The following is a 25,646-nucleotide window of genomic DNA, read 5'->3' as shown; positions in this document are numbered from 1 at the left end:
CTGGCGGGTGAGTGGTTCGTTGGTGCTACCTCCACCCAAGACCGCCAGCCGACGGCTCGGAAGGCACTGTCGTTGGGTGTACCGGCAGGGCACCCTTGAGGTCTCCGGCCGGACGCCGTCCTTGCCTAGGCTCGCGACATGGACAACCGCCGCGAGGTGAGCGAGTTCCTCACCACCCGCCGCGCCCGCATCACGCCCGACCGGGCTGGGCTGCCGGCCACCGGGTCCCGCCGCGTGCCGGGTCTGCGCCGCAGCGAAGTCGCCACTCTCGCCGGGCTCAGCGTCGAGTACTACGCCCGACTCGAGCGCGGACAGATCGCAGGCGCCTCAGCAGGGGTCCTCGACGGCCTCGCCCGCGCCCTGCAGCTGGACGAGGCCGAGCATGCCCACCTGCTCGACCTGGCCCGCGCGGCTGACGGCATCCCCACCTCCGGCCGCGCCCGGCGGCGCGCCTCCAGCACGACGTCACCGGCATCGTCGCGCCCGAGCCTGCACTGGACCCTGGAGGCACTCACCGACGCCGTCGCCTTCATCCGCGACTCCCGACAGAACCTGCTCGCCACCAACGCGCTGGGCCGCGCGTTCTACGCACCCGTGCTCGGGGATGGTGGTCCCGAGGACTCGCGTCCCGCGGGACGAACGCCGAACCTCGCCCGGTTCCAGTTCCTCGATCCGGCCTCGCGTGAGTTCTACCCCGACTGGGACGCCTTCGCCGAGATGTGCGTCGGCATCATGCGCGCCGAGGCAGGCCGTGACCCGCACGACCGCGGTCTGCAGGATCTCGTGGGCGAGCTGTCGACCCGCAGCGAGACCTTCCGCCGGCTGTGGGCCGCCCACGACGTGCGCACCCACGGCACGGGCACCAAGCGGTTCCTGCACCCGGTCGTCGGCGAGCTCACGCTGGCCTACGAAGAGCTCGCGATCACCGCCGAGCCCGGCCTGATGCTCTACGTCTACACCGCCGAGCCCGGCTCCACCTCCGCCGAGGGCTTGCGGCTGCTGGCCTCGTGGGCGGCATCCGGCGCCGACCGAGCCACGACCACCACCTCACACCGACCAGAGAGAGCAGACTGATGCAGATCACCCGCAGCGGCGTCGCGACCGGCAAGGGCCCGACCGAGTGGTTCACCGGTGACGTCTACATCGACGTCGTGGCCGCGGCACCCGCCCCGTCCCGCGTCAGCGCGAACCTGGTCCACTTCATGCCCGACGCACGCACCCACTGGCACCGGCACCCCTTGAGCCAGACCGTGTTCGTCACCGAGGGCGTCGGGCTCTGCCAGCGTCGCGGCGGCGCGGTCGAGACCATCCGGCCCGGTGACCGCGTGCTGTTCGAGGCCGACGAGGAGCACTGGCACGGCGCCGCACCCGACCGGCTGATGGTGCACCTGGCCATCAACGAGGGCGACGACGACCACGACGTCGTGCACTGGCTGGCTCCCGTCACCGACGAGGAGTACGCCGGCTAGACGAACCGGTCGGCGGTCACCGGCAGCGCGCGCACCCGGACGCCGGTGGCGTGCCACGCGGCGTTGGCGATCGCGGCGGCCGTGCCGACGATGCCGATCTCGCCGATGCCGCGACCGCCGTAGGGCGTGGCCAGCTCGTCGGACTCCTCCAGCCAGGCGACGTCGAGGTCGGGCGGGACGTCGGCGTGGGCCGCGACGTGGTAGCTCGCGAGGTCCTGGGTCACCACGTGGCCGAAGCGCGGGTCGCGGACGCCGTCCTCGTGCAGCGCGCCCGAGAGCCCCATGAGCAGGCCGCCGTAGAGCTGCGACCGGGCGGTCGTCGGGTTGACGACGCGGCCGACCGAGTAGGTGCCGTGGAGCCGGCTGCAGCGCACCTCGCCGGTCCACCGGTCGACGCGCACCTCGGCGAAGACCGCGCCGAAGGAGTGGAGGGCGTGACCCTCCATGTCGGGGTAGGCCTCGGTGGTGGTCTGGGTGTGCAGCCCCGGCACCGGGTCGGTGCCGTGGTCGGCGCGGAACTGCTGCGCCGTCTGCACGATCGCGGTGCCCCACGAGCCGGTGCCGGCCGAGCCGCCGGCCACGGTGGCGGCCGGCAGCGAGGTGTCGCCGATGGCGAGCACGATGGCGTCGACGTCGACCTCGAGCGCGTCGGCGGCGATCTGCCCGAGCACGGTGCGCGCGCCGGTGCCGATGTCGACCGCCCCGATCGAGACGGCGTAGCGGCCGCCCGCGCGCGACTCGATGCGGGCGGCGTTGCCCGGCATCCACAGCGTCGGATAGGTCGCGGCGGCGACGCCGGTGCCGACCAGCCAGTCGCCGTCGACGACGGTGCGCGGCTCGGCCGCGCGTCCGGACCACCCGAACCGGGCGGCGCCCTGCTCGAGGCACTCGACGAGCCGCCGGTCGTTCCACGGCTTGCCGGTCTCGGGGTCGGTGGCCGGCTCGTTGCGCACCCGCAGGTCGACCGGGTCGACACCGCACGCGACGGCCAGCTCGTCCATCGCCACCTCCTGCGCGAACGCGCCGGGCATCTCGCCCGGGGCGCGCATCCACGACGGGACGGCGACGTCGAGCGCGGCGATGCGGTGCGTGGTGCTGCGCGCCGGGGCGGCGTACATCATCCGCGCTATGGACGCCGTCTGCTCGGCGAACTCCTTGACCCGCGAGCTCTGGCTGACGGCGTGGTGCTCGACCGCGAGCAGCCGGCCGTCGGGCTCGGCCGCGAGCCGGACGCGCGAGCGGGTCTCGGTGCGGTAGCCGGTGAGGGCGAACATCTGCTGCCGGGTGACCGCGAGCCTGACCCAGCGGCCGGGCGCGGCCATCGCGGCGAGCGCCACGGCCATCTCGGGCGAGTGCGGCAGGCCCTTGCTGCCGAAGCCGCCGCCGACGTACGGCGCCCGCACGCGCACCCGCTCGACGTCGAGGCCGAGCATCGGCGCGAGCGTCTTGGCCACCCCGTGCACCGCCTGGGTGGAGTCCCACAGCGTGAGGGTCTCGCCGTCCCAGTGGGCCGAGGCGGCGTGCGGCTCCATCGGGCTGTTGTGCTCGAACGGGGTGCGGTACTCGTGCTCGACGACGACCGCCGCGCCCGTGCTCCCGGCGGCGACGTCGCCGTCGTCCCAGTCGGTCTCGTGCCCGGCGTTGACCTGCTCGGGGGCGTAGAGGTCGGCGGCGTCGAGGTCGGCCTCGTGCGGCTCGGCGTCGACGTGCACGTGCACCAGCCGGGCTGCCTCGCGGGCGGCCTCGGAGGTCTCGGCCAGCACGACCGCCACGACCTGGCCGCGGTAGTGGATGCGGTCGTCCTGCAGGATCGCCAGCTCGCCGTCGTCGACGCTCTCGAGGCGGTGGGCGCCGGTGTGGTCGAGCACCGCGACGACGCCGTCGCCGGCGAGGGCCTCGGTGGCATCGATGCGCACGACGCGGCCGCGGGCGACGGGCGCCCCCACGAGCCAGGCCGTGAGGGGGTCGGTGACGCCCTCGTCGGAGCCGTGCTCGACGGCGTACAGCGCGTGACCGGTGACCTTGAGCGGGCCGTCGACACGGGCGCGCGGCCGGCCGACCTCGCGGGCGGTGACGGGGCGGGCGCCGCTCATCGGGCCACCTCCGTCGAGCCGGCCAACCGGGTCAGCGCGCGCGCCGTGAGGCCGCCGAGCATGGCGACCTTGTAGGCGCTGTCGGGGCCGGTGTCGGCCGCACGCAGCTCGTCGGCCACGGCGTCGCGCACCCGCCGCTCGTCGAGTGGGCCGTCGCGCAGCAGGTCCTCGGCGGCGCGGGCGCGCCACGGCTTGTGGGCCACGCCGCCCCAGGCGATGCGCACGTCGGCCACGCGGTCGCCGTCCAGCTCGAGCGCGGCGGCGACCGAGACCAGCGCGAAGGCGTAGGACGCCCGGTCGCGGGTCTTCTCGTAGGACGACGCGCGCGCGGCCGGGCTGCGCCGCAGCTCGACGGCGGTGACCAGCTCGCCGTGCACGAGGGTGGTGTCGCGCTCGGGGTGGTGGCCGGGCAGCCGGTGCAGCTCGTCGAACGGCACCCGGCGCTCGCCGTCGGGGCCGAGCACGACCACCTCGGCGTCCAGCACCGCCATCGCCACGGCCATGTCGGAGGGGTGCGTGGCCACGCAGGCCTCGCTGGCGCCGAGCACGGCGTGGTAGCGGCCGTAGCCGCCGACGGCCGAGCAGCCGCTGCCCGGCTCGCGCTTGTTGCAGGGGGTGCTGAGGTCCTGGAAGTAGACGCAGCGGGTGCGCTGCAGCAGGTTGCCGGCCGTGGTGGCCTGGTTGCGGATCTGGCCGGAGGCGCCGGCCAGCAGCGCCCGGCTCAGGGCCGGGAACTCGGTGCGGACGACGGGGTGGGCGGCGAGGTCGCTGTTGCGCACCGCGGCGCCGACCCGCAGGCCCTCGGCGGTCTCCTCGACGCGGTCGAGGGGCAGCCGGCTGACGTCGACGAGCACCTCGGGCGTGGTGATGCCGAGCTTGAGGTGGTCGACCAGGTTGGTGCCGCCGCCGAGGAAGCGGGCGCGCGGGTCGCCGGCCACGGCGGCCACGGCGTCCTCGGCGGTCTCGGCCCTCACGTAGGTCAGCGGCCTCATCGCGCACCTCCCGCGGCCTGGCGGGCGGCGTCGAGGATGCCGGCGTAGGCGCCGCAGCGGCACAGGTTGCCGCTGAGCCGCTCGCGGATCTCGGCGTCGGTCAGCGCGACGTCGGCGCCGGGGTCGAGGTCGGCGGTGACGTGGCTGGGGTGGCCCTGCGCCACCTCGTCGAGCATGCCGACGGTCGAGCAGACCTGGCCGGGGGTGCAGTAGCCGCACTGGTAGCCGTCGTGGTCGAGGAAGGCCTGCTGCACCGGGTGCGGGGCGTCGACGGTGCCGAGCCCGGCGGCCGTGACGACCTCGGCGCCGTCGTGGGCGACGGCGAGGGCGAGGCACGCGAGGCTGCGGCGGCCGTCGAGCAGCACGGTGCACGACCCGCACTGCCCGTGGTCGCAGCCCTTCTTGGGGGCGACCACCTCGAGCCGCTCGCGCAGCGCGTCGAGCAGGGTGGTGCGGACGTCGACGTCGACCTCGCGTGGGGTGCCGTCGACGGTGAGCCGGAGGGTTGCCATGCCCCCACCCTGCGCCCCCGCACGCCCGGGGGGATCGTCCATCCGGGCGAGACGCAGGGGTGAGCCGCGGGCGCATGCTCGACGACGTGGCGACGTCGGCGGGTCTGCGGGTGGCCACGGCCAACGCCGCGTCGGGCCGCGACGCCCGCGGCGCCCCGGGTCACCCGGCGTGGGTGGCAGCCGCCGCGGCGCTCGACGTCGACGTGCTCGGCGTCCAGGAGGTCGACCACCTGCTGCCGCGCAGCGGCGGGGCCGACCAGACCGAGGTGCTGCGTGCGGCGCTGGGGCCGGGGTGGACGGCGCGGTTCGCGGCCGCCGTCCACGGCACGCCGGGCTCGGCGGCGACGTTCCGCCCGGCGGCCCGGACGGTGGCCGACGAGCCGTCGTACGGCATCGCGCTGCTGACCCGGCTGCCGGTGCGCTCGTGGCACGAGCTGCGGCTGGAGGGGTCGCGGGTCCGCCTGCCGGTGCCGCTGCCCCCGGGGGCCGGGCGCCGGGTGCTGTGGGCGCCCGACGAGCCGCGGGTCGCCCTGGCGGCAGTGGTGGCGTGGCGACGCCGGGTGGCGAGGCGACGGTGCTGACGACCCACCTCTCGTTCGCGCCACCGCGGGCGGTGCGGCAGCTGCGCGAGGTGGTGGCCTGGGCGCGGCCGCTGCCGCGCCCGCTGGTGCTGGTGGGCGACCTCAACCTGCCCGGTCGGCTGCCCGCGCTGCTGACCGGGTGGACGCCTGCCGCCACCGGCCCGACGCACCCGGCCCGTCGTCCGCGGCGGCGGCTCGACCACGTGCTGCTCGACGCCGGCCCGGGCGACGCACGCGTCGCCGGGGCCGGCGTCAGGGGGGTGGGCGAGTCCGACCACCTCGCCGTGGTGGCCGAGGTGGTCGGGCTCCGGGGGGACTGACCCGGGGACGGGGTCAGCGGGTGCGGACCGCCACGCCCTCGACCCGCACCGGCCGGCCGGTCGAGGTGACCCTCACCGACAGGGTTCCGGTGAAGGGCCTGCCGAGGGCCTTGAGGGTCACCAGGCGCTTGCCGGTGGGGGTGCCGGTCAGCCTCACCGTGCCGAGCAGGGTGCGGCCGGCGTAGACCGCGACGGTGCCGGCCTTGCTGCCGGCCCTCGTGCCGCCGACGACCAGCGCGACCTGGCGGGCGCCGCGCACCGAGCGGGTCAGCGTGGCTCCCTTCTGGGTGGTGGTGAGGGCGGTGCCGCCGTAGGCCGAGCCGGTGCGCACGGCCTTCCAGGCGCCCTTGCGGGCGAAGGCGCGAGCGGTCTCGGCGACGGTCCAGCTGCGGACGGCGGGCGTCGGGTCGGCGTTGCCGGCCGCGTCGACCGCGCCCACCTCGAGCACGTGGGTGCCGGGCTTCAGGCCCGTCAGCGCGAGGGTCGAGCCGCAGGGCAGCCCCCGGCCGTCGAGGGTGCAGCGCAGGGAGGCGTCGCTGTCGGCGGTGGCGGTGAAGGTCGCCGTCGGGGCGAGGCTGAACGAGCCCTCGGCCGGGCCGCCGGTGAGGCGGACGTCGGGGGCGGTGGTGTCGGTCGTCCAGGCGGTGGTGGCCGGGGCGGAGACGTTGCCGGCGACGTCGAACGCCCGGACCTCGAGGTCGTGGCGGCCGTCGGTGAGGGCCTCGTAGACCACCGGCGAGCCGCACGGGCGGAAGCCGTGGTCGGCGGGGTCGGCGGGGGTGGAGGACAGGCGGCACTCGACGCGGGTGGCGTCGTCGGTGGAGAGCCCGACGGTGGCGCGGGCGCCCGTGACCGACGGGGTGCCCAGGCTGACGACCGGCGCGGTGGCGTCGACGGCCCAGGTGTGGCTGACCGGCGCCGCGTCGACGAACTCGCCCTTGCGGGCGCGCACCCGGTAGGTGTGCTGACCATCAGTCAGGCCGGTGATGGTCTCGGAGCCGGAGCGGCCCGAGGCGCAGGTGCGCCAGGGCGCGCCGTCGACGCTGCACTCGAACGAGGTGCCGGCGCGCGTCGTCCACGAGAAGGTGGCCTCGCGGCTGGTGGTGAGGGCGGCGGGCGCGCTGGTCAGCTCGGTGTCGACCACCCAGACCGACGAGGAGACCGTCGCGGGGCCCCAGTTGCCCGATCGGTTGACACCCGCGACGTACACGCTGTGCTCGCCCTCCGGCACGGCCCAGGCGTCGCCGCTGCTGCACGGCGTCCAGTCGATGGTCGGCGAGACGGCGCAGAACGAGGCCACGCCGTCGTGGGTGAAGCCCACGGTGACCCGGCCCGCGGCGTCGACGCCGGCCTGCAGGTCGCGGATCGTCGCCGGGGCCTGCTTGAACCGGGCCGTGACCGAGTAGTTCTTGCCGTTGAAGGCGTCGGACCGCATCACGCAGGTGGGGGTGCCGCCGCGGTTCTCGACGTCCTGGCAGCCCGACCAGCCGGCGAAGGTGTAGCCGGGCACGGTCTCGACGGGCGCGAGCGCCACGTAGGCCTCGAGGAACGACTCGCTGCGCACCCGCGGGCACTCGGCGCCCTCGCGGTCGTCGAGGTTGTCCGAGCGGTCGCAGACGGGGTCGGCGCCGTCGTTCAGCTCGCCCTGGACGACCGTGACCTGGCCGGCGCCCTGGATGGTGAGGCTGATGCCGACCTGGCCGGCGTCGGCCTGGGCGGGCAGCAGCAGCGGCGAGAGGGCGAGGGCGCCGACCGCTGCCAGCAGCAGGGGGCGCATCCGCGCGAGGTTCATGACGTTCTCCTTGGTGTGGTGCAGGCGGCGTCGCCTGCAGCACGGAGTCAGCCAGTGGCTCCTTGCGGTGGGCTTGACGTCCGCTTGCACCCCACCTCCACAATGTGACTTACGTCGTAAGCAGGCAACCCCTGCGGGTGGACGGCGCGGACGCCGCGGGCTGGCTGACTGGTGTCGTACAGACCGACGACCCAGGAGGACCCATGACCGACCACGTGCAGCCCGCTCCCGTCGAGCAGGAGCGCAAGCGAGGCGTGCGCCTGTCTCCGAAGCAGGTCGTCGGCCTCGTCGTCCTGGTGCTCGCCGTCGTCTTCGCCGTGCAGAACACCGCCCAGACCGAGGTGCGCTTCTTCGGCGGCGAGTTCGAGGCTCCGCTGTGGGTGCTCTTCCTCGGGCTGCTGCTGATCGGCGTGCTCATCGGCGCCGCGCTCACCTTCGTGCGCCGCCGGGACTGACCGACAGTTGACAGGGGTGTCGAAACTCTGACATCTGTGTCAGGTTGGTCGGGTGGACACCACCTTCGCCCGCACCGCCCGGCGCGAGCAGCTCGTCGAGGTGACCATCGACCTGCTCGCCGAGGTCGGGGTGGAGGGCTCGTCCTACCTGCGCATCGCCGAGCGCGCCGGCATCAGCCGCGGCGTGCTGAACTACCACTTCGGCGGCCGGGCCGAGCTGTTCTCCGCGGTCGTCGACACCGTCTACGCCCGAGGTGTCGACGAGGTCCTCGCCCTGGTCGAGGCGGCCCCCTCCCCCGGCGAGGCCCTGGCGGCCTTCGTGCGGGGCAGCGTGCACTTCTACGCCGCCCGTCGCCGAGAGCTGCGGGCGCTGACCGCCATCTACACCAGCCGCGCCGCCGACACCGTGTCACGCGAGCAACGCAGCGAGCACCGCCGCGAGATCGAGCGGGTCGGGGCGTTGCTGCGCGCCGGGCAGGAGGCCGGACAGCTGCGCGCGTTCGACGTCGACCTGATGACCGCGTGCCTGCGCAGCGTGCTCGACCTCGCCGTGGCGCTCACCGACGCGGGCGCCGACCCCGGCCCGCTCGCCGACGAGCTCGTCCGCACCGTCCACGCCATGACCTCCACCTGACCTCGGACCAGGAGAGCCGCATGCCCGTCTCGTTCGTCCCGCCCGCCTCCCGCCTGGCCGCGCTCGCCACGGCCACCGTCCTCGTCCTGGCCGGCTGCAGCAGCGGCACCGACGAGCCGGACGGGCCACCGTCCGAGAGCCCGAGCACCACCGCCGGGCCGACCGCCCCCGCCGCGGACGCACCCCTGCGGATCGACACGACGTCGGGCACCTGGCGCGGCACCGTCGACGACGGCGTCCGCCGATTCCGCGGCGTCCGCTACGCCGAGCCGCCGACCGGGGAGCGCCGGTGGGCCCTGCCCGAGCCCGCACCCGACACCGACGAGGTGCGGGACGCCACCGCGTCGGGCGCGTCGTGCCCCCAGGCCGGCGGGGCCGGCGGCGGCATCGCCCTCGCGCAGGGGTCGACCGACGAGGACTGCCTGTTCGTCGAGATCACCACCCCCCGCACCGAGGACGACGCGCCCTGGCCCGTGGTCGTGTGGTGGCACGGCGGCGGCTTCACCAGCGGCGCCGCCTCGCAGTACGACGCCCGTCGGCTCGCCGAGCAGGGCCACGTCGCCGTGGTCACCGTCAACTACCGGTTGGGGATGCTGGGCTACCTCGGGCTGCCCGGCCTCAAGGGGTCCGGCAACTTCGGACTGGCCGACCAGCTGCTCGCCCTGCGGTGGGCCCGCGAGAACGCCGCCGCGTTCGGCGGCGACGCCGAGAACGTCACGGTCTACGGCGAGTCGGCCGGTGCCACCTCCACCTGCGCGGCCCTCACCTCACCCGCGGCGGAGGGTCTGATCGACCGGGCCATCTTCTCCTCGGGCTCGTGCCGACTGGCCTGGCCGAAGGGCACGCTGTTCCCGGGGCTTCCGGCGTCGCGCTCGCTGATCCCGCTGGCGACGAGCGAGGCCATCGGCTCGGGCGTCGCGAGCGACCTCGGCTGCCGCGGCGCCCGACCGCTCCCCTGCCTGCGTCGTCAGCCCGTCGGGGCGTTGCTGCTTCAGGCGCCGGCGTTCGGCAACCCGCTGGCCTACGGCACCGACCTGCTGCCGACCGACCCCGCCACGGCCATCGAGCAGGGCGAGGTGCTGCAGGTGCCGGTGATCACCGGCGGCAACCGCGACGAGCACCGCTCCTTCATCGGCGGTCTGCTGCTGACCGACCCCGACGCCGTCACGGACGCGAACTACGCCTCGCTCGTGCGGACGTCGTTCGGGCCGGCGACGCGGCGCGTGCTGCGCCACTACCCGCTCGACGCCTACGACTCGGCGCCGTTGGCCTGGTCGACCCTGGTCACCGACGTCGGCTGGTCGTGCACCACGGCCCATGGAGCCACCGACCTCGCCGCCGCCGGCGCGACCGTCTACGCCTACGAGTTCGCCGACCGCAGCGCCCCCGACGTCAGCGGCGTCGCCTCGTCGGGGCTGCCGCAGGGCGCAGCCCACGCCAGCGACCTGCCGTCGTTCTTCGACCTCGGCGGACGCGACCTGCTCGCGAGCGAGGCCCAGCGGAGGCTGGGGCACACCATGATCGACTACTGGACGTCGTTCGCCCGCGACGGCGTCCCGACCGCCGACGACGGGCCCGAATGGCCCGAGACGACACCCGACCGGGAGCGGGTGCTGCGCCTCGACACCGACTCCGTCGCGGTCGCGCCGTTCGCCCGGGACCACCAGTGCGGTCTGTGGGACTCCCTCGGCCTGACCTGACCCCTTCGGGCGGTCCGGGCGCGTCGTGCGCCCGGCTTGGCTGGGGTGAGGCGGCCCGCCAGGCGGCCGTCGTCCCGAGCGAGGAGCCGAGCCGGATGAGCGTCGACGTCAAGAACCTGCTGCGCGTGACCGGCGCCAGTGCCGCGGTGGTCACCGCCCTCCAGACGGGCACCGCGGCCCTCGCCCTGCGCAAGGAGCGGCGCGACTACGCCGACGGCGTGTGGGGGCCGGGCCTCGCCGCGGTCGCCATCACCAGCGCGGCCGTCGGCAACGGCGACCCGTGGCGCCGGTGGGCGCTCGCCGGCGTCACCACCGCCTGGGCCGCCCGTCTCGAGCGGCTGATGCTCGGTCGGCTGCGCGGCACCGACGAGGAGGACGAGCGCTACACCGAGTTCCTCGAGGGCGACTCGACCCCGGTCGTGATCGCGAAGGTCTTCGGCACCCAGGCCGTCGCGCAGCTGCTCGTCTCCGCGCCCCTGCAGGTCGCCGCGGCCAGCCCGCTCCCCCGCGGCCTGCGCCGCTGGCTGTTCCCGGCCGGCCTCGCCGTCATGGTGGCCGGCGCCGTGGTCGAGGCCACCGCCGACGCCCAGAAGGCCCGCTTCATGGCCGAGAAGAAGCAGGCGAAGCAGGACGGCGCGGACGACGACGTCCCCGACGAGCTCGAGGTGCTCGACTCCGGGCTGTGGGGCTGGTCGCGCCACCCGAACTACTTCGGCGACTCCGTCGTCTGGGACGGCGCCTGGCTCGCCGCCGCGGCGTCGGCCCCCGGGGCCTGGACGCTGCCCGCCCCGGTGGCGATGTCGTACTTCCTGGTCTACGCCACCGGCGCCAAGCGCACCGAGGACAGGATGGGCGAGCGGCCGGCGTACCAGGACTATCAGCGCCGCGTCGCGTTCTTCGTCCCCCGCCCGAAGCGGTAGCCGACGACCCCGCCGCGCTCGGCGGCCACTGGGCGCGGCACGGCATACCGCTGCTCTCACCCCTGCGGGCGACCCCCGGTCTGTAACGACGGCCGCCCGGTGCGACATGTACCTCCGAGGACAGTCCTCGGTGCGCGCTCGGGCGCCCCCGTCGCCCTGCGGGGCAGAACAAGGAGACGACCCATGGGATACGGATTCGGTGGCTTCCTGCTCGTCGTCGGCCTCGTGCTGGCCCTGGCCGTGCGCGACAGCGTCGACGCCGTCGACCTCACCCTGGTCGGGTGGATCATGGCCGCGGTCGGTCTCGTCGTGATCGCCCTGTCCGCGCTCACCTTCAACCGCAGCCGGCGGGCCCGCACCACCGAGACCGTCACGAACGCCGACGGCTCGCAGTCGGTGCGCGACACCCGCAGCAGCGGGATGTGACCTCGACGTCACGCCACACCGAAGCGCCCGCCGCGCACCAGCACGAGTGGCAGCTGCTGGAGGTCGAGTTCGAGGACGGGCACGCCACCCGCGTCTTCGGCTGCACCGGCTGCCCGCAGGAGCAGCTGCGGCTCTGACCCACCAGCCCACCCCGCCGTCCCGGTGCTTCCGCGGTACGGCGGGGTGTCCGTCCTACGCGCTGAGCATGATCACGGTGGCGATGACGACGGCAGCCACGGACAGGCCCACGCCGAGGGCGCTGTCCCGCCGGGGCAGCGGGTCCGCACCATCGAGCCGTTCGGCGACGTCACGGCGGTCCCGTGCGACGACACCGGCTGCACGACCCACCCGAGCGACTACGACACGCGCCGGGCCTGGACCGTCCCAGGGTTCGACCCGGACGAGGTGCTCGCCGTCAGGTCGGGGCTCGCGCCTTCAAGGTCTTCGTCGCGGACTCGCTGGACCAGGACGAGACCGGGCGCATCCTCGACCTGATCGAGCAGCAGGTCCGGGCCCGGTCCTGACGGCGGACGGTTCGGCGTGCCTCACGCCATCGGTCAGCGGACCGTCGCCTGGTTGCCGAGCTTCACGCCGAGGCCGATGGCCCCGACCAGGACGGAGACCTGACCGAGCGCCGCGAGTGCAATGCCGACCACGACCAGCAGGGGCACGGTGCTGAGCACGAGCAGGCCGGCCAGCAGCAGCGCGCCGAGCCCACCGATGATCGCCAGCCTCAGCTGCCGGGTCGCGGCGGCCTGGCGTGCGTACTGCCCGGCCGTCCCGTCCTGCCACGTCGACGTCTCGCCCAGCGCCGACAGCTTCGTGCGCACGGACGAGTCGCGGCCGGGCAGGCTCAGCGGGGGCAGGTCGTCGAACGACATGGCGAGCAGTGTGGGCCAGGCACCCCGTGGTTGTCAGGCGCTTCGCCAGGCCGGGCAGCATGGCTCACTCCGGCACGACCGGCGAGCCGCCTGGCGGGGTGGTCCCCGTCGTTCGCCGCTCCTGCGATGCTCGGCGCAGTTGCCGGGTGACTCACCACGTTCGGGTGGTGCTTCCACTCCGTAGGGGTGACCGGCGATCACTGCGGCGTCTCGACCGATCATCGAGACGCCGCAACACCTCCTCCCCCTACCTCGCCTCCGAGCCAGAAGGCGCGCCCGTGTCGAGCACCTCCCCCCTGCCGCCCCGCGGACTGACGCTGACGTGGCGAGGCGAGATCGACCTCGAGAACGCCGTCGAGCACCGTCGTGAGCTCGCTCGGGCCATGGACCGGTCCGACGTCGTCTTCGTCGACCTCGCCGACGTCACGCTCATGGACTCGACCGGGCTCGGGGTCCTCCTCAGCGGATGGCGACGCGCGCGCACGCACCACGGTGCCGTCGTCGTCACCAACGCCAGGGGTCAGGTGCGGCGCTCGCTCGAGGTCATGGGTGTGCTGCACCTGCTCACCGCGCTCCCCGGCGGCCTGAACGGCTGAGCCGGTCGGCTCCCCGGTGGTGGCCCGTCCGGGCCATGGTCGCGCCCGTGGGACGCCCCTAGCGTGCCGAGGATGACCTCACCAGTCCCCGCCCGCCGGATCTCGGCACTGTCGCTCGTGGCCCTCGCCGTCAGCCTTCTGTCGCTGGTCGTCGGCGTCGGCGCCACCTCCTACGCCGCCGGCCTCGCGCGCGGGTCGGTCGGCACGCCGCAGCTGCGCGACGGCGCGGTCACGACCCCGAAGATCGCGAACGGCGCCGTGACCGGCACCAAGGTGCGCAACGGCACGATCGGGCGGGCCGACCTCATCCCCGGCGTCGCCGCCCCGCGACCGGTCTACGCGCGCAGGTCCCTCGCGGTCGACGCGACCCCGGTGCGGGTGGCGACCGTCAACGGCGTCCGCTACGACCTCCGCTGCCTGTCGTCGGGAGCGCAGGGCGTGATCGCCGTCCTCGACGTCACGTCCGCCGTCGAGGGCGGGCCGCTCGTCCCGCTGACCGGGTCGTACACCATCGCGCGCCGGGACGCCGGCACCGCGACCGACGTCACCACCGCCGGCGCGAGCGACCCGTTCAGCAACATCCAGCTGCTCGCCTACGCCGCCGGTCCCGGCGTCGGACGGACGACGCTGACCGGCCTCGTGCAGTACCTCGACCAGCCCCCCGCACGCGTCGACCTCGGCCTCGCCGGCACCGGCGGGGGGTCCCGTCTGTGCCGCTTCGCCGTGCTGGTCGCCCCGCTCGGCTGACCCGACCGGTGCCCGACCTCGGGGTCGCAGGAGGGAGGGCGCGCGGGGCGCGGGGTCGACCGGCTCGGGGACGTCTCGGAGTCCGACCCACGCTCCGAGATCGCCCGCGAGCTGCAGGTGCCGGAGACGCAGGTCGAGGTGACCGCCGGACCGGCCGGTGCGACACGGCAACGGGTTGACGTGCGACCACGACTGGCCGAGCTCGCGCCCAGGTGCGTCTCGGGTGCCGCGCGCTGAGGCTCAGCCCTCCACGCCGCGTGGTCCTCGGGTGACGAGGCACCGATGTGCGCGACCTTCGCGGCATGGTCGGGCGCCCCCCGTTGCTGAGTCGGTGAGTCGCTCACCAACCAAGAGGACCGTCGTTCTCCTCGACGGTGCCGCTGGGGCCATCACGTCCGATGCTGGCAAGACGGACGATGACGCCGACGGCGTCCTCGACGGGCTGGGCGCCGGGGAAGCCCGCTGCGAAGTCGGTGGCCGTCAGCCCGGGGCAGGCGAGGTTGAACTTCACCTCCGGCACGGCTTGGGAGTACTTGAGGGTGAGCATGGCCAGGGCGGCCTTGCTCGCGGCGTACACGACCAGTGGGGTGCTCGACTCCGGACGAGCCGGGTCGGTGTTCGCCGCGAAGGACCCGAGTCCGCTGGACACGTTGACGACGACCGGATTCGTCGAGTCCCGTAGGAGCCCCAGAGCGGCTTGGGTGACCCGCACGACGCCGGCGACGTTGACGTCCATCACGTCACGCGCCACGTCGCCACTGATGTCTGCGACGTCGGCCGTGTTGTCGGGGACGCCGGCGTTGTTGACCAGGACGTCCAGCTGTCCTCGCTGAGCGCGGATCGTCGACAGGGCTGCGCGAACCGAGGCGTCATCGGTCACGTCGAGGCGCACGAACGTCGCCCCGAGCTCCTGCGCCGCCTGCCTGCCCCGGTTCAGGTCCCTCGCGCCGAGGTAGACGTCATGACCGGCCGCGATCAGACGTCGGGTCACCTCGCGCCCAATGCCCTTGTTCGCTCCGGTCACCAGCGTCGTGGTCATCGATGTCCTCCGGCAGAAGTGGGTCGTAGGTGGGGCCCGAGCACCGGTCGCACGTCTCCGGTCGTCTGCCGATCACGCTAGCCCGCACGTCGGCCCGGCCGCGCGTGACGCGGCACGGCCGCGCGTCAGTCAGCGAAGGGACGCCCGTGCCGCTGAGATAGACCGGAGACGCGACCGAAACGCGAACAAGCGCGCTCTGCGCAACCTACGGTGCCCGCATGCGCTCCCCTGGTCGTGCATCGCTCGTCCTCACGACGCTGCTCGCTCTGTGCACGTTCGCACCTGCAGCCCAAGCGGAGACCGCTTGGATCGACGACCCCAACGCCGACGGGATGGTCGGAAGCTCGTTGGACATCGGCGGAGTGCTCGTGGCCAACAACGACGACGCTCTCAACCTACGCGTGCGAGTCCGCGAGGTGACCCACGGCGACCTCGCCGTCTGGGTCGAGCCGAAGTGGTCCAGCAAGCCGACCGGCGCACCCTTCTACATCTTCGCCAGCCGGCACCGCGAGAGCGGCACGTACTCGGAACGCTATTACCCTCGCGACGAGCAGCCCTGCCGAGGACTCCGCTTCTCGTGGCAACGACACAAGCGCACCGTCTCCATCCGGATCCCCTCGTCCTGCATCTTCGGCGGCAACTACGACGCACTCCGCGTACGTCTGATAACCGAGGTCGACGGCGACGACGCCGACGTCGCCCCAGGCACACCGTCCGGTGACTGGCCGTACAGCCGGCTCGTCCGCCGACGCTGAGGACCGAGCAATCCTGGGCGAACCGTTCCCGCTTGGCACAGTGACGCTGGTGATGCGGCATGGTCCGGCGTCAGGCCGGGGCGCAGGACGGGTGAAGTCGCCTCGCGCATTCACAACCAAAGCCGGTGGTTCTTGCGTCACCATGCGAACCGGCCACTGGCTCGCGCAGCCCTGACCTTTCCAGAGAAGGACCCCCGTGCCTGTATCGAGAATTGTGCCGCTGTCGTGGCGGGTGGTGGCTGGCTTGCTCCTTGTCATCGCCGTCGGCTCGCTCGTTGCTTCCGCCGCAGACGCGGAGCCCAGCGGTTCCGGCGCGGCACCCACCGCGGTTGCGGCCTCCGGTGACCGTCAAGCCAAGCGTGTCGTGACCCGTGCCGAGTACCGCCAGGTCAAGCCCGGAATGTCCCGCGATCGTGTGGAGCGCATCTTCGGGGCGGGTGGCGGTTGCTCTTCGCGCGTCGAGCATGGCCACAAGAGGTTCTATCCCGCGACTACAGGATCCGTGTCGGTCGAGTACGCGTGGGGAGCGCAGGGCATCCTGCGCGTGATCCTCCACGATGGGAAGGCGTTCGCTGTGGCCTCCACCTGTGGGCTCTAGCTGCGATCCGCGGACGCCGAGGGGACCAGAACGGTGAATCGGAAGCATCGCGGCGTCCGCGCAGGGTCCCTGCTCGGCGTGCCCCTGGCTCTGTCGTCGTGCATCTTCACCCCCGAGGGAACCGAGGGTCTGGCGCTCTACAACGACTCTGGTGAAGACCTTGTCATCACGATTGCGGAAACAGGCCGGGAAATATCCCTCGACTCGCGTGAGTTCGAGATCATCTCGATGTCGGGTTGCTACGACTACGACTTGACGGCACGCAGCGCCATCGAGGACCGCCTGGTCGCAAACCTCGACGCGACCGTCTGTGACGGCCAGCAATGGACTGTGCACGGCGAGGGCGACGCACAACTCACTGACGACTGAACGCCGACAGGCCTGGTCGCGCATCAGCGCGTGACCAGGCATGGTCGGGCGGCGAGCCTGGCATCACTCCACGAGGCACACTGTCGGAAGTGAAATTCACGATGCTCGCTGGCGCCGCGTCGATTCTCCTCGTCCTGCTCCTCGTCGCGCTCGGGACGTCATTCGTCAGTCTGCGCATGGCAGAAGGTGGTTGCGAGACCTACGGAGCCGTCCGTGGCTACACAAGCATTGGCTATGAATGGTCCTGGTCGAAGTTCGGCACGACTTGCACGTTCGACGACACGGTGACGATCACCCGTCTCTTTTGGTGAGGGCCGAGATGCGAGCGCTTCTTGCTGTCAGGGGTGCGCGCTGCTTCGCGTGACGACCGCCCGACTCTCGGCGCGGGCGGGCGTCTGCTCGGCGCCGAACTGTGGTCTACGTTCAGCCACGACGAACCCGTGGGCCGAGTGGGGCCGGGGCGTCGTCACGTCGCGTTGCCGCGGTGTCGAAGGTGGACCCGTGACCGCCATACTCGGTCCAGAACATCAAGCTGGTGCGGACCCAGCGCGGCCGTTCCAAGCACTTCGCGGGAATCGAGAGCGTAATCCGTCGCATGTCGCGACTGATCGAGTCCGAGACACCGGGGCAGCGGACTACAGCGCCTTGCCGGTCATAGATGAAGAGCGGGTTGCGCCCGCCGTCCACCAGGAACTGGTGCATGAACCTGCTGCGGGGGACCTTGACGTCGCCGCGGATCTCTACGAAAGCTGGGAACGGGTTCTCACGGAGCTCAACCGAGATCTTGACCTCGTTCGGACGGTAGGCCGTTCTCACGGAAGTGATGTCGCCGGCGCCGACTCCCGGCTTGACCCGCCCCCCGACAACGACGTCACCGGACGGGTCGGAAACTGTGTGAACCTGCGCCGCCGCCACGGCCGGGATGCCAGCGCACACCGCGACCAGGGCAGTCAGCGTCGTCCGTAGTCGCACGGCCAGAGCATAGGAGGCCTCGAAGCGGGTCGCTCAGGTTTGGCGCGGCGGGACCGACAGCGGCTTGCACCAGGTGTGGCGAGCACGTGCCCCTTGTGTGTCTCTTCACGGCGCACACGTCGACACCCCGGACCGAAACGCGGCATGGTCGGGTGTCAGCCCGTGACGCGGCATGGTCGGGCGCATCGCCACGATCAGAGCGCACGCTGACAGGAAGGCGTCGAACCGGGGTACACAGCACGGCCAGGAACGCCTTGCTCGGCTCAGATGCTGAACGGATCCCGCGCGTCAGTGACCGTGTAGAGCCGCACCTGAACGCCGCGCATCTCTACGTCGAGACCGGGCGGGTCAGCCACAGCACGCCACGCCTCCATTGCCCCTTGCGACTCCCACCGCTCAAGGTTGTTGACGCGCTCCTCGTCGAGGGCGTCGGCCGTAATCGCGATGTCCAAGCATCCGGGTGCCGCTCGCGCCCGTCGCTGCAGGTCTGCGAACGCGGCGACATACGCGTCGCGCTCAGCGGCATCCACCCGGTAGTGGCCGGTGATGATCAGCATCGGTCCCGCGGCTTCATCAGTCATGAAGACAGTGACTCCGCCGACACGTGGGACTCATCGCTGATCCACCGTCACCGCACCCCGACCATCGGCATGGTCGGGTTGCGCCCGCACGTCGGCACGACCGCGCGCAGCGCGGCATCGTCGGGCGGAGCCCGCAGCGCGGCATGGTCGGGCGGAGGGATCTCGCGCTGTGAGCGAACCATTGCGACCCCCGTCTGCATCATGAGGTTGTGACTGCACCCCCTGAGGACTTCGCGAGCTTCTATGCCGCGACGTGGTCACGTCTGCTTCGCACGACCTACGCGATCACCGGCGACGCTCAGCTGGCCGAGGACGCGCTTCAGACGGGGTTCTCCCACGCCTACGCTTCGTGGGGCCGCGTCCGGGCGGCCAACGACCCCGTGGCCTATGTGCGCCGCGTTGCGGTCAATGCCGCGTTGGCCCAACGGCGACGCGCGTTCATGCGACGCGAACTAATGACTGAGTACGTTCCGGAGACCGCCCACGCGGCTGGCGTGGAGCTTGACGACGTCTGGCAGGTCGTACAGGCATTGCCCGCACGGCAGCGCACGGTGATCGTGCTGCGCTACTACGAGGACTTGAGCGAGCAGCAGACCGCCGAGGCGATGGGGTGCCGGCTCGGCACGGTGAAGTCCCAAGCCTCGGCTGCGCTGGCGACCCTGCGCCGTGTCCTTCGCGAGCAGTCACCAGAGGGAGAGAAGGCATGAGCATCGAAGACCGTCTGACCTCAAGCATCAAGGATGCCGTCGAGCAGGCACCGTTACCGCCCGGCGACCTCGCCACCGCCACAACCCGTGGGCACCGGTTGCGGCGTCGGCGTCGTATGGCGGTCGTGGGCGGGTCGAGCGCCCTGGTCGCGGCAATCGCGCTGACGGCGGCGCTTGTCACGGGAGGCACTGACCGTACTGACCGCACGACTCCGGTTGCACCCGACCCGTCGCCTGCACCAGGTCCAGGCAGCTGGACCCGCGCTGCCGACAGCCCGTTGTCGGCACGGTACGGGCCGCTCATGGTCGGCGTGGGCAGCCGGGTGCTGATCATGGGTGGCCACTCCTCCGAGCCGTGCCCGCCGGGTGCTGACTGCGCGATACCTGACGACGCACTCACAGACGCGGCCGTCTACGACGTCGCCACCGACACCTGGTCCGTTGTCGCCGCCCCTCCGGCCCGGTTCGCGCGCACCCGCGCGGTCGTAGCCGATGAGGTCGTGGTGTTCGGCACCGACGGCGACTGGATCACCTACGACCCGGCCGCCAACACGTGGGGCCACCTCCCGGCGCCCGCCGTGGCCACCAATGGCCCCGAGGCCGCACTCGATGGCCGCATCTACGCCCGAGAGTCCCAAACTCCGACCCGCGACGTGCTCGTGCTCGACGTGGCGACCCGCACCTGGTCGAGGGTGCCGACTGACCCGCTCACACCGCGACTCACCGACAACTCATTGTTCGCGACTGACGCGGGCGTCGTGCTAGCCGGGGTCAATTACGACGAGGCGGCACCCGACGAACCAACCCTCACCCAGGCCGACCTCTGGGACGGTGCGACCTGGACAAGGCTCCCGCGCACCGGGCAGATCGGCCCGTTCTACCACTGGACCGGCAACCGCCTGATCGGCCTCGAACGCGGCACCGCCGACGGCGGTCAGACCAACGGCTGGGACCGCGCCTACCCCTACGGTGGCGCTCTCGACCCGACGACCGGGACGTGGTCGCCCGTGCCGGGCCTCCCCACGGACTACGGCCCACGCAACGACAGCTGGTCCGTTGACGCCGCCGACGGCCCGCTCGTCACGACCTCGGGCCTGGTTTACGACGACCGCTCACAGACGATGACTGACCTCGGCCGACCCGACTCCCCCGTTGACATCGAGCTGACCGGCGCCTGGGCAGACGGCCGACTCGTTGTCTTCGGCGGGTCCGACGAGGACGCCCGCGCCGCCGGCGCAGCCAGCCTCTCCGATGAAACCTGGGTCTGGACCCCTGGTTCTGCGTCTAACTAGCCCGGCGAGGTGGCCATGAGTAAGACGACCGGGCATGGCGGAGCACACGGGCTCGAGGCAGCTCCGGGCGATTTACTTCGCCTGCACACTCGCGTACTAGCTTCGGCACGACCGCGCGTGACGCGGCATTGTCGGGCGGAGCCCGCAGCGCGGCATGATCGGGCGGAGCCCGTGACGCGGCATGGTCGAGCGTCGGCGCATGACAGCTCAGCGGCGATCGTTGCAGACGCGGGCGGGCGACGAGGGACCGCAGAAGCCCACGCTCCAGCGGTGTCGCAAGATGTAGTTGACAGTACTTGTGTGGTAGCGAACCGTCGTCCGGGTAACGATGCCGCCCTCATTCCCGGCCGTGACCCCGGTCAGCATCTCCACAATGGGCCACGTCCGGCTGCCGCTGAGGTATCCGTCGCAGCTGTGCAAGTCCTCGAGGTCAAAGCCGTCGCCGAGCCTGACCGGCTCACCGGGCAGAGCCTGTGGAGCATCGCTAGCGGAGATAATCGGCGACGGACTCTGCGGTGTCGGGGGGAGCAGTCGAAACCAAGTCTCGGCCCGCGGAACTCGGCCGCTGCCGCTCGCCCTTGGCACGATCTCGTATTCGACCTCGTCGATGGTTATGTCCTCAGCTTGGTTGTTGGCGCACAAGGAGACCCCAAAGGTCCACGTGTCTGTGCTGCCCACTGTTGGGCGGGGGCCAGTAGTCGATCCCTCGCCGACAAGTGCTTCGAGGGGCCCGCCAGCGCGGGCGGGGCCAATTGGGCTGCGTACTTCTACGGCGCTCGCTGGAGACTCGACTGGTTGGTTTCCATCTGCGGCTCGCTCGGTGGTTGGGTCGTCGGCACATCCGCCAAGTAGCAGGAGGAAGCACGACAGCAGGGGGGAGGCTAAGGGTGGTCTGCGTTCACGAGTCTTGGCTCGGCAGGTCGATCTCACTGCCGAATTAGTCCATAACGGGGCCTCAGTCCGCGCGCCTTTCGCATCACTAGCTCGGACTGGCTGCGCCCGCACGTCGGCATGATCGGGCGAATCGTCCTGTTCACAGGCTCTCTGTGGATAGCGAACTGGCGACCGGAATTGTCAGTGGTGCCTGCTTCGATAGGGGTATGGCGAAGGACGCACACACCGACGAGCCGGGGCACAGCATCCCGGCTGCGGTGGCGTGCGTCCGGGCGGCCGTGGGTGGGGTGGCCGACGTCCCGGCGTGGTCGGTGCGGGGGGCCGAGACGCGGGAGGCACTGGTCGGCATCGCGCAGGCGCGGGCGGCGCTCGACGAGCTCGAGGCGCGGCTGCTGGCCCAGGGCGAGAACGGTGGTGCGTTCGCCGAGGTCGGGGCGACGTCGGCCGCGGCGTGGCTCGCGCACGCGACCCGGATGACTCGCCGCGAGGCGCGCCGCCGGGTGGCCCTGGCCGGCGCCCTGACCGACCTCGAGACGACGCGCGAGGCCATGGCGGCTGGGCAGGTGCTCGCCGAGCAGGCCGCCGAGATCGGCACCGCGGTCCAGTCGCTCCCCGACGAGCCCGAGACCCGGCAGCGCTGCGAGAAAGAGCTCGTCCGCCTCGCCGAGCACCACGACGCCCGCGAGCTGAAGATCCTCGGCCGCCGCGTGCTCGAGGTCGTCGACCCCGCCGCGGCCGACGCCCACGAGGCGGCGTTGCTGGAGCGGGAGGAGAAGGCCGCTGCCCGGACGACGTCCTTCTCGATGTGGGACGACGGCGACGGCACCGTCCGCGGCCGGTTCACGCTCCCCGCGCTGCAGGGCGGGATGCTCCGCAAGGCGCTCACCGCGATCGCCGCCCCCAAGCACCAACGCGCGACCGGGCAGACCTACGACCACACCCGACCCAGCCCCGAACGCCTCGGCCAGGCCTTCAGCGAGTACGTCGCCCGCTACCCCGCCGACAAGCTCCCCCACGCCGGCGGCATCAACGCAACCGTGGTCGTCACCATGACCCTCGACACGCTCAAGGGCGGGCTCGGCGCTGCCACCATCGACACCGGCGGTCGGCTCAGCGCCGGCGCCGTCCGACGCCTGGCCTGCGAGGCCGGGCTCGTGCCCGTCGTCCTCGACGGCGCCTCACGGCCGCTCGACGTCGGCCGGCAACGGCGGTTCCACACCCCCGCGCAACGGCTCGCCCTGACCATCACCCAGAAGCACTGCCAGGGTCCCGGGTGCGACGTCCCGGCCTGGCTCTGCCACGTGCACCACGCCAAGGCCTGGCAGCACGGTGGAGGCACCAGCGTCGACGACGGGCGACTGCTGTGCCCCCGCCACCACACCCTGGTCCACCGAGAACCGCCCGACCCGGTCCCACGGACCTAGACGTCCTCGGGGTGGCCGGTTCGCGCGCCCGGGGGCCGGTGGTCTCGAGGCTCGGCCGTGGCCGGCCTCGCACCTCGACCATCGTGGGCGCCGCTTTGCGCCTCGACCATCGTGGGCACCGCTTCGCGCCTCGGCCATCGTGGGCACCTGGACCGCGGCAGTCTCGAGGCTCGGCCGTCCGGACGTGTACCTGCTCGGCTACAACCCCGGCGGCGATCCCGGCCACGACACCCACACGCTGTTCGATCAGACGTCGGGTGCTGGTCCTTCCACCGGACGATGATCGACGCGCTCCGGCCCCGCGTCATCGTCTGTATGGGCAACGACGCGTATGGGGCCGTGTCCGGCCATCGGCCCAGCGCGCCGGTGGTGAAGATCCGCCACACCAGCCGGTCGAGGCGCACCTGGGCCGAGGCGCAGGCGCCGATCGTCCGCGCGGCCCTCGATGCAGCCGCGAACGGGACCTAGGGGCTAGCCCCGGACCGACGCCCGACCATCCCGGCGGCGGACGAGCGCACCGGCGATCAGCCCGATGACCAGCCCGACGAGCGCCCCGAGCGCCGTCGCCGGCAGCCCGAGCTCGATCGCCGCCGCCCAGGCCGTGGCGGGGTGCGCCCGCAGTCCGATGACCAGACCGCAGACAGCGCCCAGCACCCCGAGAAGCAGCGCCTACCGGGCAACGTGCCGCAGCAGCGGCGGGCCGCCGAGGAGGGTCGGTGACGTCATCTCGTCGAGCCGCTAGCCACGGCAGTCGACCGCGACGATCGGCCGGGTGCGGATGCCGTCGATCTCGAGGTCCGCGGCCACGAACCGGACCTGGTGCGGTCCGGGGGTGAGGCACGAGGGCCAGCCGCCGGAGTGCAGCGTGCCCTCCTCGTCCCACCAGGTGTCGACCGAGTCGGTGGCGCCGTAGGACCACCCGTCGGACTCGACGGTCACGATCTCCTCACCGACGTAGCCGGTGCCGGTCTGCCACGACGGCTCGTCCGGGCCGGCCGATGCCGCTCCGGCCAGGAAGGCGACCCCGCCGAGGACGAGCAGGCCGCCGAGGGCCGCGGCCATGCGCGCCCGGCCGCGGTCGGCCACCGGTACGGCGACGTCGTCGCTGTTCACTGAGGCGGGGCTCATGCGCGCAAGGTACCCCCGCCGGACGCGGCGCGGGCCGGTTTCACATGCGCTCGGGCGCGCGGATGCCGAGCAGGCCGAGGCCGGTGGTGAGCACGCGGAGGGTGGCGGCGCAGAGCGTGAGGCGGGAGCGGCGGGTGTCGTCGTCCGCCTTGAGCACGGGGCACTGCTCGTAGAAGACCGAGAAGGTCTGGGCGAGGTCGAAGAGGTAGGCGCAGAGCCGGTGGGGCTTGAGGTGGCGGCCGACCTCGACCACGGTCGGCCCCAGCTCGAGCAGCGCCAGGGCCAGGGCGCGCTCGGCGGGCTCGGTGACGGCGACGGGGGCGGCGGCGTCGTCCGGGTCGAGGCCGGCGCTGCGGAAGATGGAGTGCAGGCGCGCGGCGGCGTACTGCAGGTAGGGGCCGGTGTTGCCGGTCGGGGCGACCATCCGCTCGAGGTCGAAGACGTACTCGCTGTCGTGGGCGACGCTGAGGTCGGCGTACTTCACCGCCGCCGCGGCCACCAGCGGGGCGACGACGTCGCGCGTCGGCTCGTCGAGGTTGGCACGCTCGTCGAGCAGGGCGCGGGACGCCGCGACCGCCTCGTCGAGCAGCGCCATCAGCCGCAGCGGGGCGCCCTGGCGGGTGCGGAGGATCTTGCGGTCCTCGCCGAGCACGTTGCCGATCTGCACGTGCACCACCTCGACGTCGTCCGGGAGCCAGCCGGCCAGGCGCGCGGTCTGCCAGACCATCTGCAGGTGCAGGCTCTGGGTGACGCCGATGACGTAGAGCATCCGGTGCGCGCCGAGGGTGCGGACGCGGTGGCGGACGGTCGCCAGGTCGGTGGTGGCGTAGCCGTAGCCGCCGTCGGACTTGCGCACGATCAGCGGCACCGGCCTGCCCTCGCGGCCGGTGTAGCCGTCGAGGAAGACGCACAGCGCGCCCTCGCTCTCCACCGCGAGCCCGGCCTCGACCAGCTCGTCGCACACCGCGGCCAGGTCGGCGTCGTACGTCGACTCGCCGGCGAGGTCGTCGTCGGTGAGCGTGACGTCGAGGGCGGTGTAGATGCGGTTGAAGTAGAGCCGCGACAGCCCCACCAGGCGGTGCCAGACCGCGAGCGTCGGCTCGTCGCCACCCTGCAGCGCCACCACCCGCGCCCGGGCCCGCGCGGCGAACGCCTCGTCGCCGTCGTAGCGCTGCCGGGCCGCCTGGTAGAACGCGTTGGGGTCGGTCTCGACGAGGCGGGCCTCGGCCGAGTCCTCGCCGACCTCGAGCAGGTGCTCGATGAGCATCCCGAACGGCGTCCCCCAGTCGCCGATGTGGTTCTGCCGGACGACGTCGTGCCCGAGGTGCTCGAGCGTGCGCGCGAGCGCGTCGCCCACCACCGTCGTGCGCAGGTGCCCGACGTGCATCTCCTTCGCCACGTTGGGCGCCGAGTAGTCGATCACCACCCGCTGCGCCTCCTGCGTCGGGACGCCGGCCCGCGGGTCGGCCGCCAGCGCGTCGGCCTGCGCGGCCACCCAGCCGTCGTCCAGCGTCAGGTTGAGGAACCCGGGCCCGCTCACCTCGACCGCCGAGCACACGCCCTCGACGTCGAGGTGCTCGACGATGCGCGCCGCCACCTCGCGCGGCGGCATCCCGACCCGCTTGGCCAGCGCCAGCGCCGCATTCACCTGGACGTCGGCGAACTGGCTCGGTCGGATCACCGGGTCGGTGCCGCGGAACTCCGCGCCGAACGCCTCCTCGACGGCCGCGGCGACGAGCGGGGTGAGGACGGACTCCGGTGACAGCACG

The 25,646-nt window shown here is 72.8% G+C and carries 30 protein-coding genes; 19 read left to right on the top strand and 11 right to left on the bottom strand.

Annotated elements, in window-relative coordinates:
* Window positions 1–138: 138 nt before the first annotated feature.
* Together ABEA04_RS05000 and ABEA04_RS04995 are read left to right on the top strand one after the other, a co-directional pair.
* Window positions 139–1,074 carry a helix-turn-helix transcriptional regulator gene (locus ABEA04_RS05000; protein WP_345455146.1) on the top strand — a complete coding sequence of 312 codons (936 nt, stop codon included), beginning with the start codon at window positions 139–141 and terminating at the stop codon, window positions 1,072–1,074.
* Window positions 1,074–1,469 (top strand): (R)-mandelonitrile lyase, encoded by a 396-nt coding sequence (locus tag ABEA04_RS04995; RefSeq protein ID WP_345455144.1) that lies wholly within the window; start codon window positions 1,074–1,076, stop codon window positions 1,467–1,469. Before ABEA04_RS05000 ends, ABEA04_RS04995 begins: the two co-directional genes overlap by 1 nt.
* On the opposite strand, the gene ABEA04_RS04990 is transcribed toward ABEA04_RS04995, so the two are convergent.
* From ABEA04_RS04990 to ABEA04_RS04980, 3 genes are read right to left on the bottom strand one after another with little or no spacing between them, the layout of a single operon-like run.
* On the bottom strand, window positions 1,466–3,562 hold the full coding sequence (locus tag ABEA04_RS04990) for a xanthine dehydrogenase family protein molybdopterin-binding subunit (RefSeq protein WP_345455142.1): 2,097 nt from the start codon (window positions 3,560–3,562) through the stop codon (window positions 1,466–1,468). The genes ABEA04_RS04995 and ABEA04_RS04990 overlap by 4 nt on opposite strands.
* Window positions 3,559–4,554, bottom strand: coding sequence for an FAD binding domain-containing protein (locus ABEA04_RS04985; RefSeq protein WP_345455140.1), 996 nt, complete (start codon window positions 4,552–4,554; stop codon window positions 3,559–3,561). The genes ABEA04_RS04990 and ABEA04_RS04985 overlap by 4 nt, the downstream gene beginning before the upstream one ends.
* Window positions 4,551–5,066, bottom strand: coding sequence for a 2Fe-2S iron-sulfur cluster-binding protein (locus ABEA04_RS04980; RefSeq protein WP_345455138.1), 516 nt, complete (start codon window positions 5,064–5,066; stop codon window positions 4,551–4,553). The genes ABEA04_RS04985 and ABEA04_RS04980 overlap by 4 nt, the downstream gene beginning before the upstream one ends.
* A 74-nt stretch (window positions 5,067–5,140) precedes the next feature.
* On the opposite strand from ABEA04_RS04980, the gene ABEA04_RS04975 reads away from it, so the two are divergent.
* Window positions 5,141–5,647: a hypothetical protein gene (locus ABEA04_RS04975; RefSeq protein ID WP_345455136.1), complete on the top strand. Its 507-nt coding sequence runs from the start codon at window positions 5,141–5,143 to the stop codon at window positions 5,645–5,647.
* Window positions 5,641–5,967 (top strand): endonuclease/exonuclease/phosphatase family protein, encoded by a 327-nt coding sequence (locus tag ABEA04_RS04970; RefSeq protein WP_345455134.1) that lies wholly within the window; start codon window positions 5,641–5,643, stop codon window positions 5,965–5,967. The genes ABEA04_RS04975 and ABEA04_RS04970 overlap by 7 nt, the downstream gene beginning before the upstream one ends.
* 13 nt (window positions 5,968–5,980) lie before the next feature.
* Here the strand turns inward: ABEA04_RS04970 and ABEA04_RS04965 are convergent, their stop codons facing one another.
* Window positions 5,981–7,759 (bottom strand): phage tail protein, encoded by a 1,779-nt coding sequence (locus tag ABEA04_RS04965; protein ID WP_345455132.1) that lies wholly within the window; start codon window positions 7,757–7,759, stop codon window positions 5,981–5,983.
* 203 nt (window positions 7,760–7,962) lie between these two features.
* Here ABEA04_RS04965 and ABEA04_RS04960 point away from each other — a divergent pair, with 203 nt between their 5' ends.
* From ABEA04_RS04960 to ABEA04_RS04935, 6 genes are all read left to right on the top strand, one after another.
* Window positions 7,963–8,214, top strand: a complete 252-nt coding sequence (locus ABEA04_RS04960) for a lipopolysaccharide assembly protein LapA domain-containing protein (RefSeq protein ID WP_345455131.1) — start codon at window positions 7,963–7,965, stop codon at window positions 8,212–8,214.
* A 52-nt stretch (window positions 8,215–8,266) separates the two neighbouring features.
* Window positions 8,267–8,848, top strand: coding sequence for a TetR/AcrR family transcriptional regulator (locus ABEA04_RS04955; protein ID WP_345455130.1), 582 nt, complete (start codon window positions 8,267–8,269; stop codon window positions 8,846–8,848).
* Between the two features lie 20 nt (window positions 8,849–8,868).
* Window positions 8,869–10,548: a carboxylesterase/lipase family protein gene (locus ABEA04_RS04950; RefSeq protein ID WP_345455129.1), complete on the top strand. Its 1,680-nt coding sequence runs from the start codon at window positions 8,869–8,871 to the stop codon at window positions 10,546–10,548.
* A gap of 95 nt (window positions 10,549–10,643) precedes the next feature.
* Window positions 10,644–11,468 carry a DUF1295 domain-containing protein gene (locus tag ABEA04_RS04945; RefSeq protein WP_345455127.1) on the top strand — a complete coding sequence of 275 codons (825 nt, stop codon included), beginning with the start codon at window positions 10,644–10,646 and terminating at the stop codon, window positions 11,466–11,468.
* A gap of 183 nt (window positions 11,469–11,651) precedes the next feature.
* Window positions 11,652–11,894, top strand: coding sequence for a DUF6458 family protein (locus tag ABEA04_RS04940; protein WP_345455126.1), 243 nt, complete (start codon window positions 11,652–11,654; stop codon window positions 11,892–11,894).
* A complete protein-coding gene (locus ABEA04_RS04935) occupies window positions 11,891–12,031 on the top strand; it encodes a hypothetical protein (protein ID WP_345455124.1) in 141 nt (46 codons plus the stop codon). Before ABEA04_RS04940 ends, ABEA04_RS04935 begins: the two co-directional genes overlap by 4 nt.
* Before the next feature lie 420 nt (window positions 12,032–12,451).
* On the opposite strand, the gene ABEA04_RS04930 is transcribed toward ABEA04_RS04935, so the two are convergent.
* Window positions 12,452–12,775 (bottom strand): hypothetical protein, encoded by a 324-nt coding sequence (locus ABEA04_RS04930; RefSeq protein ID WP_345455122.1) that lies wholly within the window; start codon window positions 12,773–12,775, stop codon window positions 12,452–12,454.
* A gap of 278 nt (window positions 12,776–13,053) precedes the next feature.
* Here ABEA04_RS04930 and ABEA04_RS04925 point away from each other — a divergent pair, with 278 nt between their 5' ends.
* On the top strand, window positions 13,054–13,371 hold the full coding sequence (locus ABEA04_RS04925; protein ID WP_345455120.1) for an STAS domain-containing protein: 318 nt from the start codon (window positions 13,054–13,056) through the stop codon (window positions 13,369–13,371).
* Between the two features lie 72 nt (window positions 13,372–13,443).
* Window positions 13,444–14,118: a hypothetical protein gene (locus ABEA04_RS04920; RefSeq protein ID WP_345455118.1), complete on the top strand. Its 675-nt coding sequence runs from the start codon at window positions 13,444–13,446 to the stop codon at window positions 14,116–14,118.
* A gap of 340 nt (window positions 14,119–14,458) precedes the next feature.
* Here the strand turns inward: ABEA04_RS04920 and ABEA04_RS04915 are convergent, their stop codons facing one another.
* The gene (locus tag ABEA04_RS04915) at window positions 14,459–15,157 is read right to left on the bottom strand and encodes an SDR family NAD(P)-dependent oxidoreductase (RefSeq protein WP_345455116.1); all 699 of its coding nucleotides are present in this window, start codon (window positions 15,155–15,157) and stop codon (window positions 14,459–14,461) included.
* Window positions 15,158–15,375: 218 nt separating this feature from the next.
* Here ABEA04_RS04915 and ABEA04_RS04910 point away from each other — a divergent pair, with 218 nt between their 5' ends.
* The 3 genes from ABEA04_RS04910 (at window position 15,376) to ABEA04_RS04900 (ending at window position 17,190) form a co-directional block, all read left to right on the top strand.
* Window positions 15,376–15,912, top strand: coding sequence for a hypothetical protein (locus ABEA04_RS04910; protein ID WP_345455114.1), 537 nt, complete (start codon window positions 15,376–15,378; stop codon window positions 15,910–15,912).
* A 676-nt stretch (window positions 15,913–16,588) separates the two neighbouring features.
* Entirely contained in the window at window positions 16,589–16,879 is a 291-nt protein-coding gene (locus ABEA04_RS04905) for a hypothetical protein (RefSeq protein WP_345455112.1), read from the top strand.
* Between the two features lie 89 nt (window positions 16,880–16,968).
* Window positions 16,969–17,190: a hypothetical protein gene (locus ABEA04_RS04900; RefSeq protein ID WP_345455110.1), complete on the top strand. Its 222-nt coding sequence runs from the start codon at window positions 16,969–16,971 to the stop codon at window positions 17,188–17,190.
* 112 nt (window positions 17,191–17,302) lie between these two features.
* Here ABEA04_RS04900 and ABEA04_RS04895 read toward each other — a convergent pair whose 3' ends face one another.
* Both ABEA04_RS04895 and ABEA04_RS04890 read right to left on the bottom strand, forming a co-directional pair.
* On the bottom strand, window positions 17,303–17,851 hold the full coding sequence (locus ABEA04_RS04895) for a hypothetical protein (protein WP_345455108.1): 549 nt from the start codon (window positions 17,849–17,851) through the stop codon (window positions 17,303–17,305).
* Between the two features lie 263 nt (window positions 17,852–18,114).
* A complete protein-coding gene (locus tag ABEA04_RS04890; protein ID WP_345455106.1) occupies window positions 18,115–18,408 on the bottom strand; it encodes a putative quinol monooxygenase in 294 nt (97 codons plus the stop codon).
* A 233-nt stretch (window positions 18,409–18,641) separates the two neighbouring features.
* Between ABEA04_RS04890 and ABEA04_RS04885 the strand changes: the two genes are divergently transcribed.
* The 4 genes from ABEA04_RS04885 to ABEA04_RS04870 all read left to right on the top strand — a co-directional run bounded on the left by ABEA04_RS04885 (window position 18,642) and on the right by ABEA04_RS04870 (window position 23,217).
* Window positions 18,642–19,139, top strand: coding sequence for a SigE family RNA polymerase sigma factor (locus tag ABEA04_RS04885; protein WP_345455104.1), 498 nt, complete (start codon window positions 18,642–18,644; stop codon window positions 19,137–19,139).
* On the top strand, window positions 19,136–20,431 hold the full coding sequence (locus tag ABEA04_RS04880) for a Kelch repeat-containing protein (RefSeq protein ID WP_345455102.1): 1,296 nt from the start codon (window positions 19,136–19,138) through the stop codon (window positions 20,429–20,431). Before ABEA04_RS04885 ends, ABEA04_RS04880 begins: the two co-directional genes overlap by 4 nt.
* A gap of 1,100 nt (window positions 20,432–21,531) precedes the next feature.
* Window positions 21,532–22,749, top strand: a complete 1,218-nt coding sequence (locus ABEA04_RS04875; RefSeq protein WP_345455100.1) for an HNH endonuclease signature motif containing protein — start codon at window positions 21,532–21,534, stop codon at window positions 22,747–22,749.
* Window positions 22,750–23,028: 279 nt separating this feature from the next.
* The gene (locus ABEA04_RS04870) at window positions 23,029–23,217 is read left to right on the top strand and encodes a uracil-DNA glycosylase family protein (RefSeq protein ID WP_345455098.1); all 189 of its coding nucleotides are present in this window, start codon (window positions 23,029–23,031) and stop codon (window positions 23,215–23,217) included.
* 3 nt (window positions 23,218–23,220) lie between these two features.
* On the opposite strand, the gene ABEA04_RS04865 is transcribed toward ABEA04_RS04870, so the two are convergent.
* The 3 genes from ABEA04_RS04865 to argS form a co-directional block, all read right to left on the bottom strand.
* On the bottom strand, window positions 23,221–23,403 hold the full coding sequence (locus ABEA04_RS04865) for a hypothetical protein (protein ID WP_345455096.1): 183 nt from the start codon (window positions 23,401–23,403) through the stop codon (window positions 23,221–23,223).
* Window positions 23,404–23,487: 84 nt separating this feature from the next.
* Entirely contained in the window at window positions 23,488–23,877 is a 390-nt protein-coding gene (locus ABEA04_RS04860) for a hypothetical protein (RefSeq protein ID WP_345455094.1), read from the bottom strand.
* A gap of 40 nt (window positions 23,878–23,917) precedes the next feature.
* Entirely contained in the window at window positions 23,918–25,645 is a 1,728-nt protein-coding gene (gene argS / locus ABEA04_RS04855; RefSeq protein WP_345455092.1) for an arginine--tRNA ligase, read from the bottom strand.
* Window position 25,646 lies beyond the last annotated feature (1 nt).

It is taken from the genome of Nocardioides marinquilinus (assembly GCF_039543705.1).
Lineage (GTDB): Bacteria > Actinomycetota > Actinomycetes > Propionibacteriales > Nocardioidaceae > Nocardioides > Nocardioides marinquilinus.
Note: the sequence above shows the minus strand (reverse complement) of the source record. Positions and strands in the feature narration are given on the sequence as shown.

Bases quoted from the DNA above. Each gene is read 5' to 3' on its own strand.
- ABEA04_RS05000 (WP_345455146.1), top strand. From the start codon at position 139: ATGGACAACCGCCGCGAGGTGAGCGAGTTCCTCACCACCCGCCGCGCC.
- ABEA04_RS04995 (WP_345455144.1), top strand. From the start codon at position 1,074: ATGCAGATCACCCGCAGCGGCGTCGCGACCGGCAAGGGCCCGACCGAG.
- ABEA04_RS04990 (WP_345455142.1), bottom strand. From the start codon at position 3,562: ATGAGCGGCGCCCGCCCCGTCACCGCCCGCGAGGTCGGCCGGCCGCGC.
- ABEA04_RS04985 (WP_345455140.1), bottom strand. From the start codon at position 4,554: ATGAGGCCGCTGACCTACGTGAGGGCCGAGACCGCCGAGGACGCCGTG.
- ABEA04_RS04980 (WP_345455138.1), bottom strand. From the start codon at position 5,066: ATGGCAACCCTCCGGCTCACCGTCGACGGCACCCCACGCGAGGTCGAC.
- ABEA04_RS04975 (WP_345455136.1), top strand. From the start codon at position 5,141: ATGCTCGACGACGTGGCGACGTCGGCGGGTCTGCGGGTGGCCACGGCC.
- ABEA04_RS04965 (WP_345455132.1), bottom strand. From the start codon at position 7,759: ATGAACCTCGCGCGGATGCGCCCCCTGCTGCTGGCAGCGGTCGGCGCC.
- ABEA04_RS04960 (WP_345455131.1), top strand. From the start codon at position 7,963: ATGACCGACCACGTGCAGCCCGCTCCCGTCGAGCAGGAGCGCAAGCGA.
- ABEA04_RS04950 (WP_345455129.1), top strand. From the start codon at position 8,869: ATGCCCGTCTCGTTCGTCCCGCCCGCCTCCCGCCTGGCCGCGCTCGCC.
- ABEA04_RS04945 (WP_345455127.1), top strand. From the start codon at position 10,644: ATGAGCGTCGACGTCAAGAACCTGCTGCGCGTGACCGGCGCCAGTGCC.
- ABEA04_RS04940 (WP_345455126.1), top strand. From the start codon at position 11,652: ATGGGATACGGATTCGGTGGCTTCCTGCTCGTCGTCGGCCTCGTGCTG.
- ABEA04_RS04930 (WP_345455122.1), bottom strand. From the start codon at position 12,775: ATGTCGTTCGACGACCTGCCCCCGCTGAGCCTGCCCGGCCGCGACTCG.
- ABEA04_RS04920 (WP_345455118.1), top strand. From the start codon at position 13,444: ATGACCTCACCAGTCCCCGCCCGCCGGATCTCGGCACTGTCGCTCGTG.
- ABEA04_RS04915 (WP_345455116.1), bottom strand. From the start codon at position 15,157: ATGACCACGACGCTGGTGACCGGAGCGAACAAGGGCATTGGGCGCGAG.
- ABEA04_RS04910 (WP_345455114.1), top strand. From the start codon at position 15,376: ATGCGCTCCCCTGGTCGTGCATCGCTCGTCCTCACGACGCTGCTCGCT.
- ABEA04_RS04890 (WP_345455106.1), bottom strand. From the start codon at position 18,408: ATGCTGATCATCACCGGCCACTACCGGGTGGATGCCGCTGAGCGCGAC.
- ABEA04_RS04880 (WP_345455102.1), top strand. From the start codon at position 19,136: ATGAGCATCGAAGACCGTCTGACCTCAAGCATCAAGGATGCCGTCGAG.
- ABEA04_RS04875 (WP_345455100.1), top strand. From the start codon at position 21,532: ATGGCGAAGGACGCACACACCGACGAGCCGGGGCACAGCATCCCGGCT.
- ABEA04_RS04870 (WP_345455098.1), top strand. From the start codon at position 23,029: ATGATCGACGCGCTCCGGCCCCGCGTCATCGTCTGTATGGGCAACGAC.
- ABEA04_RS04860 (WP_345455094.1), bottom strand. From the start codon at position 23,877: ATGAGCCCCGCCTCAGTGAACAGCGACGACGTCGCCGTACCGGTGGCC.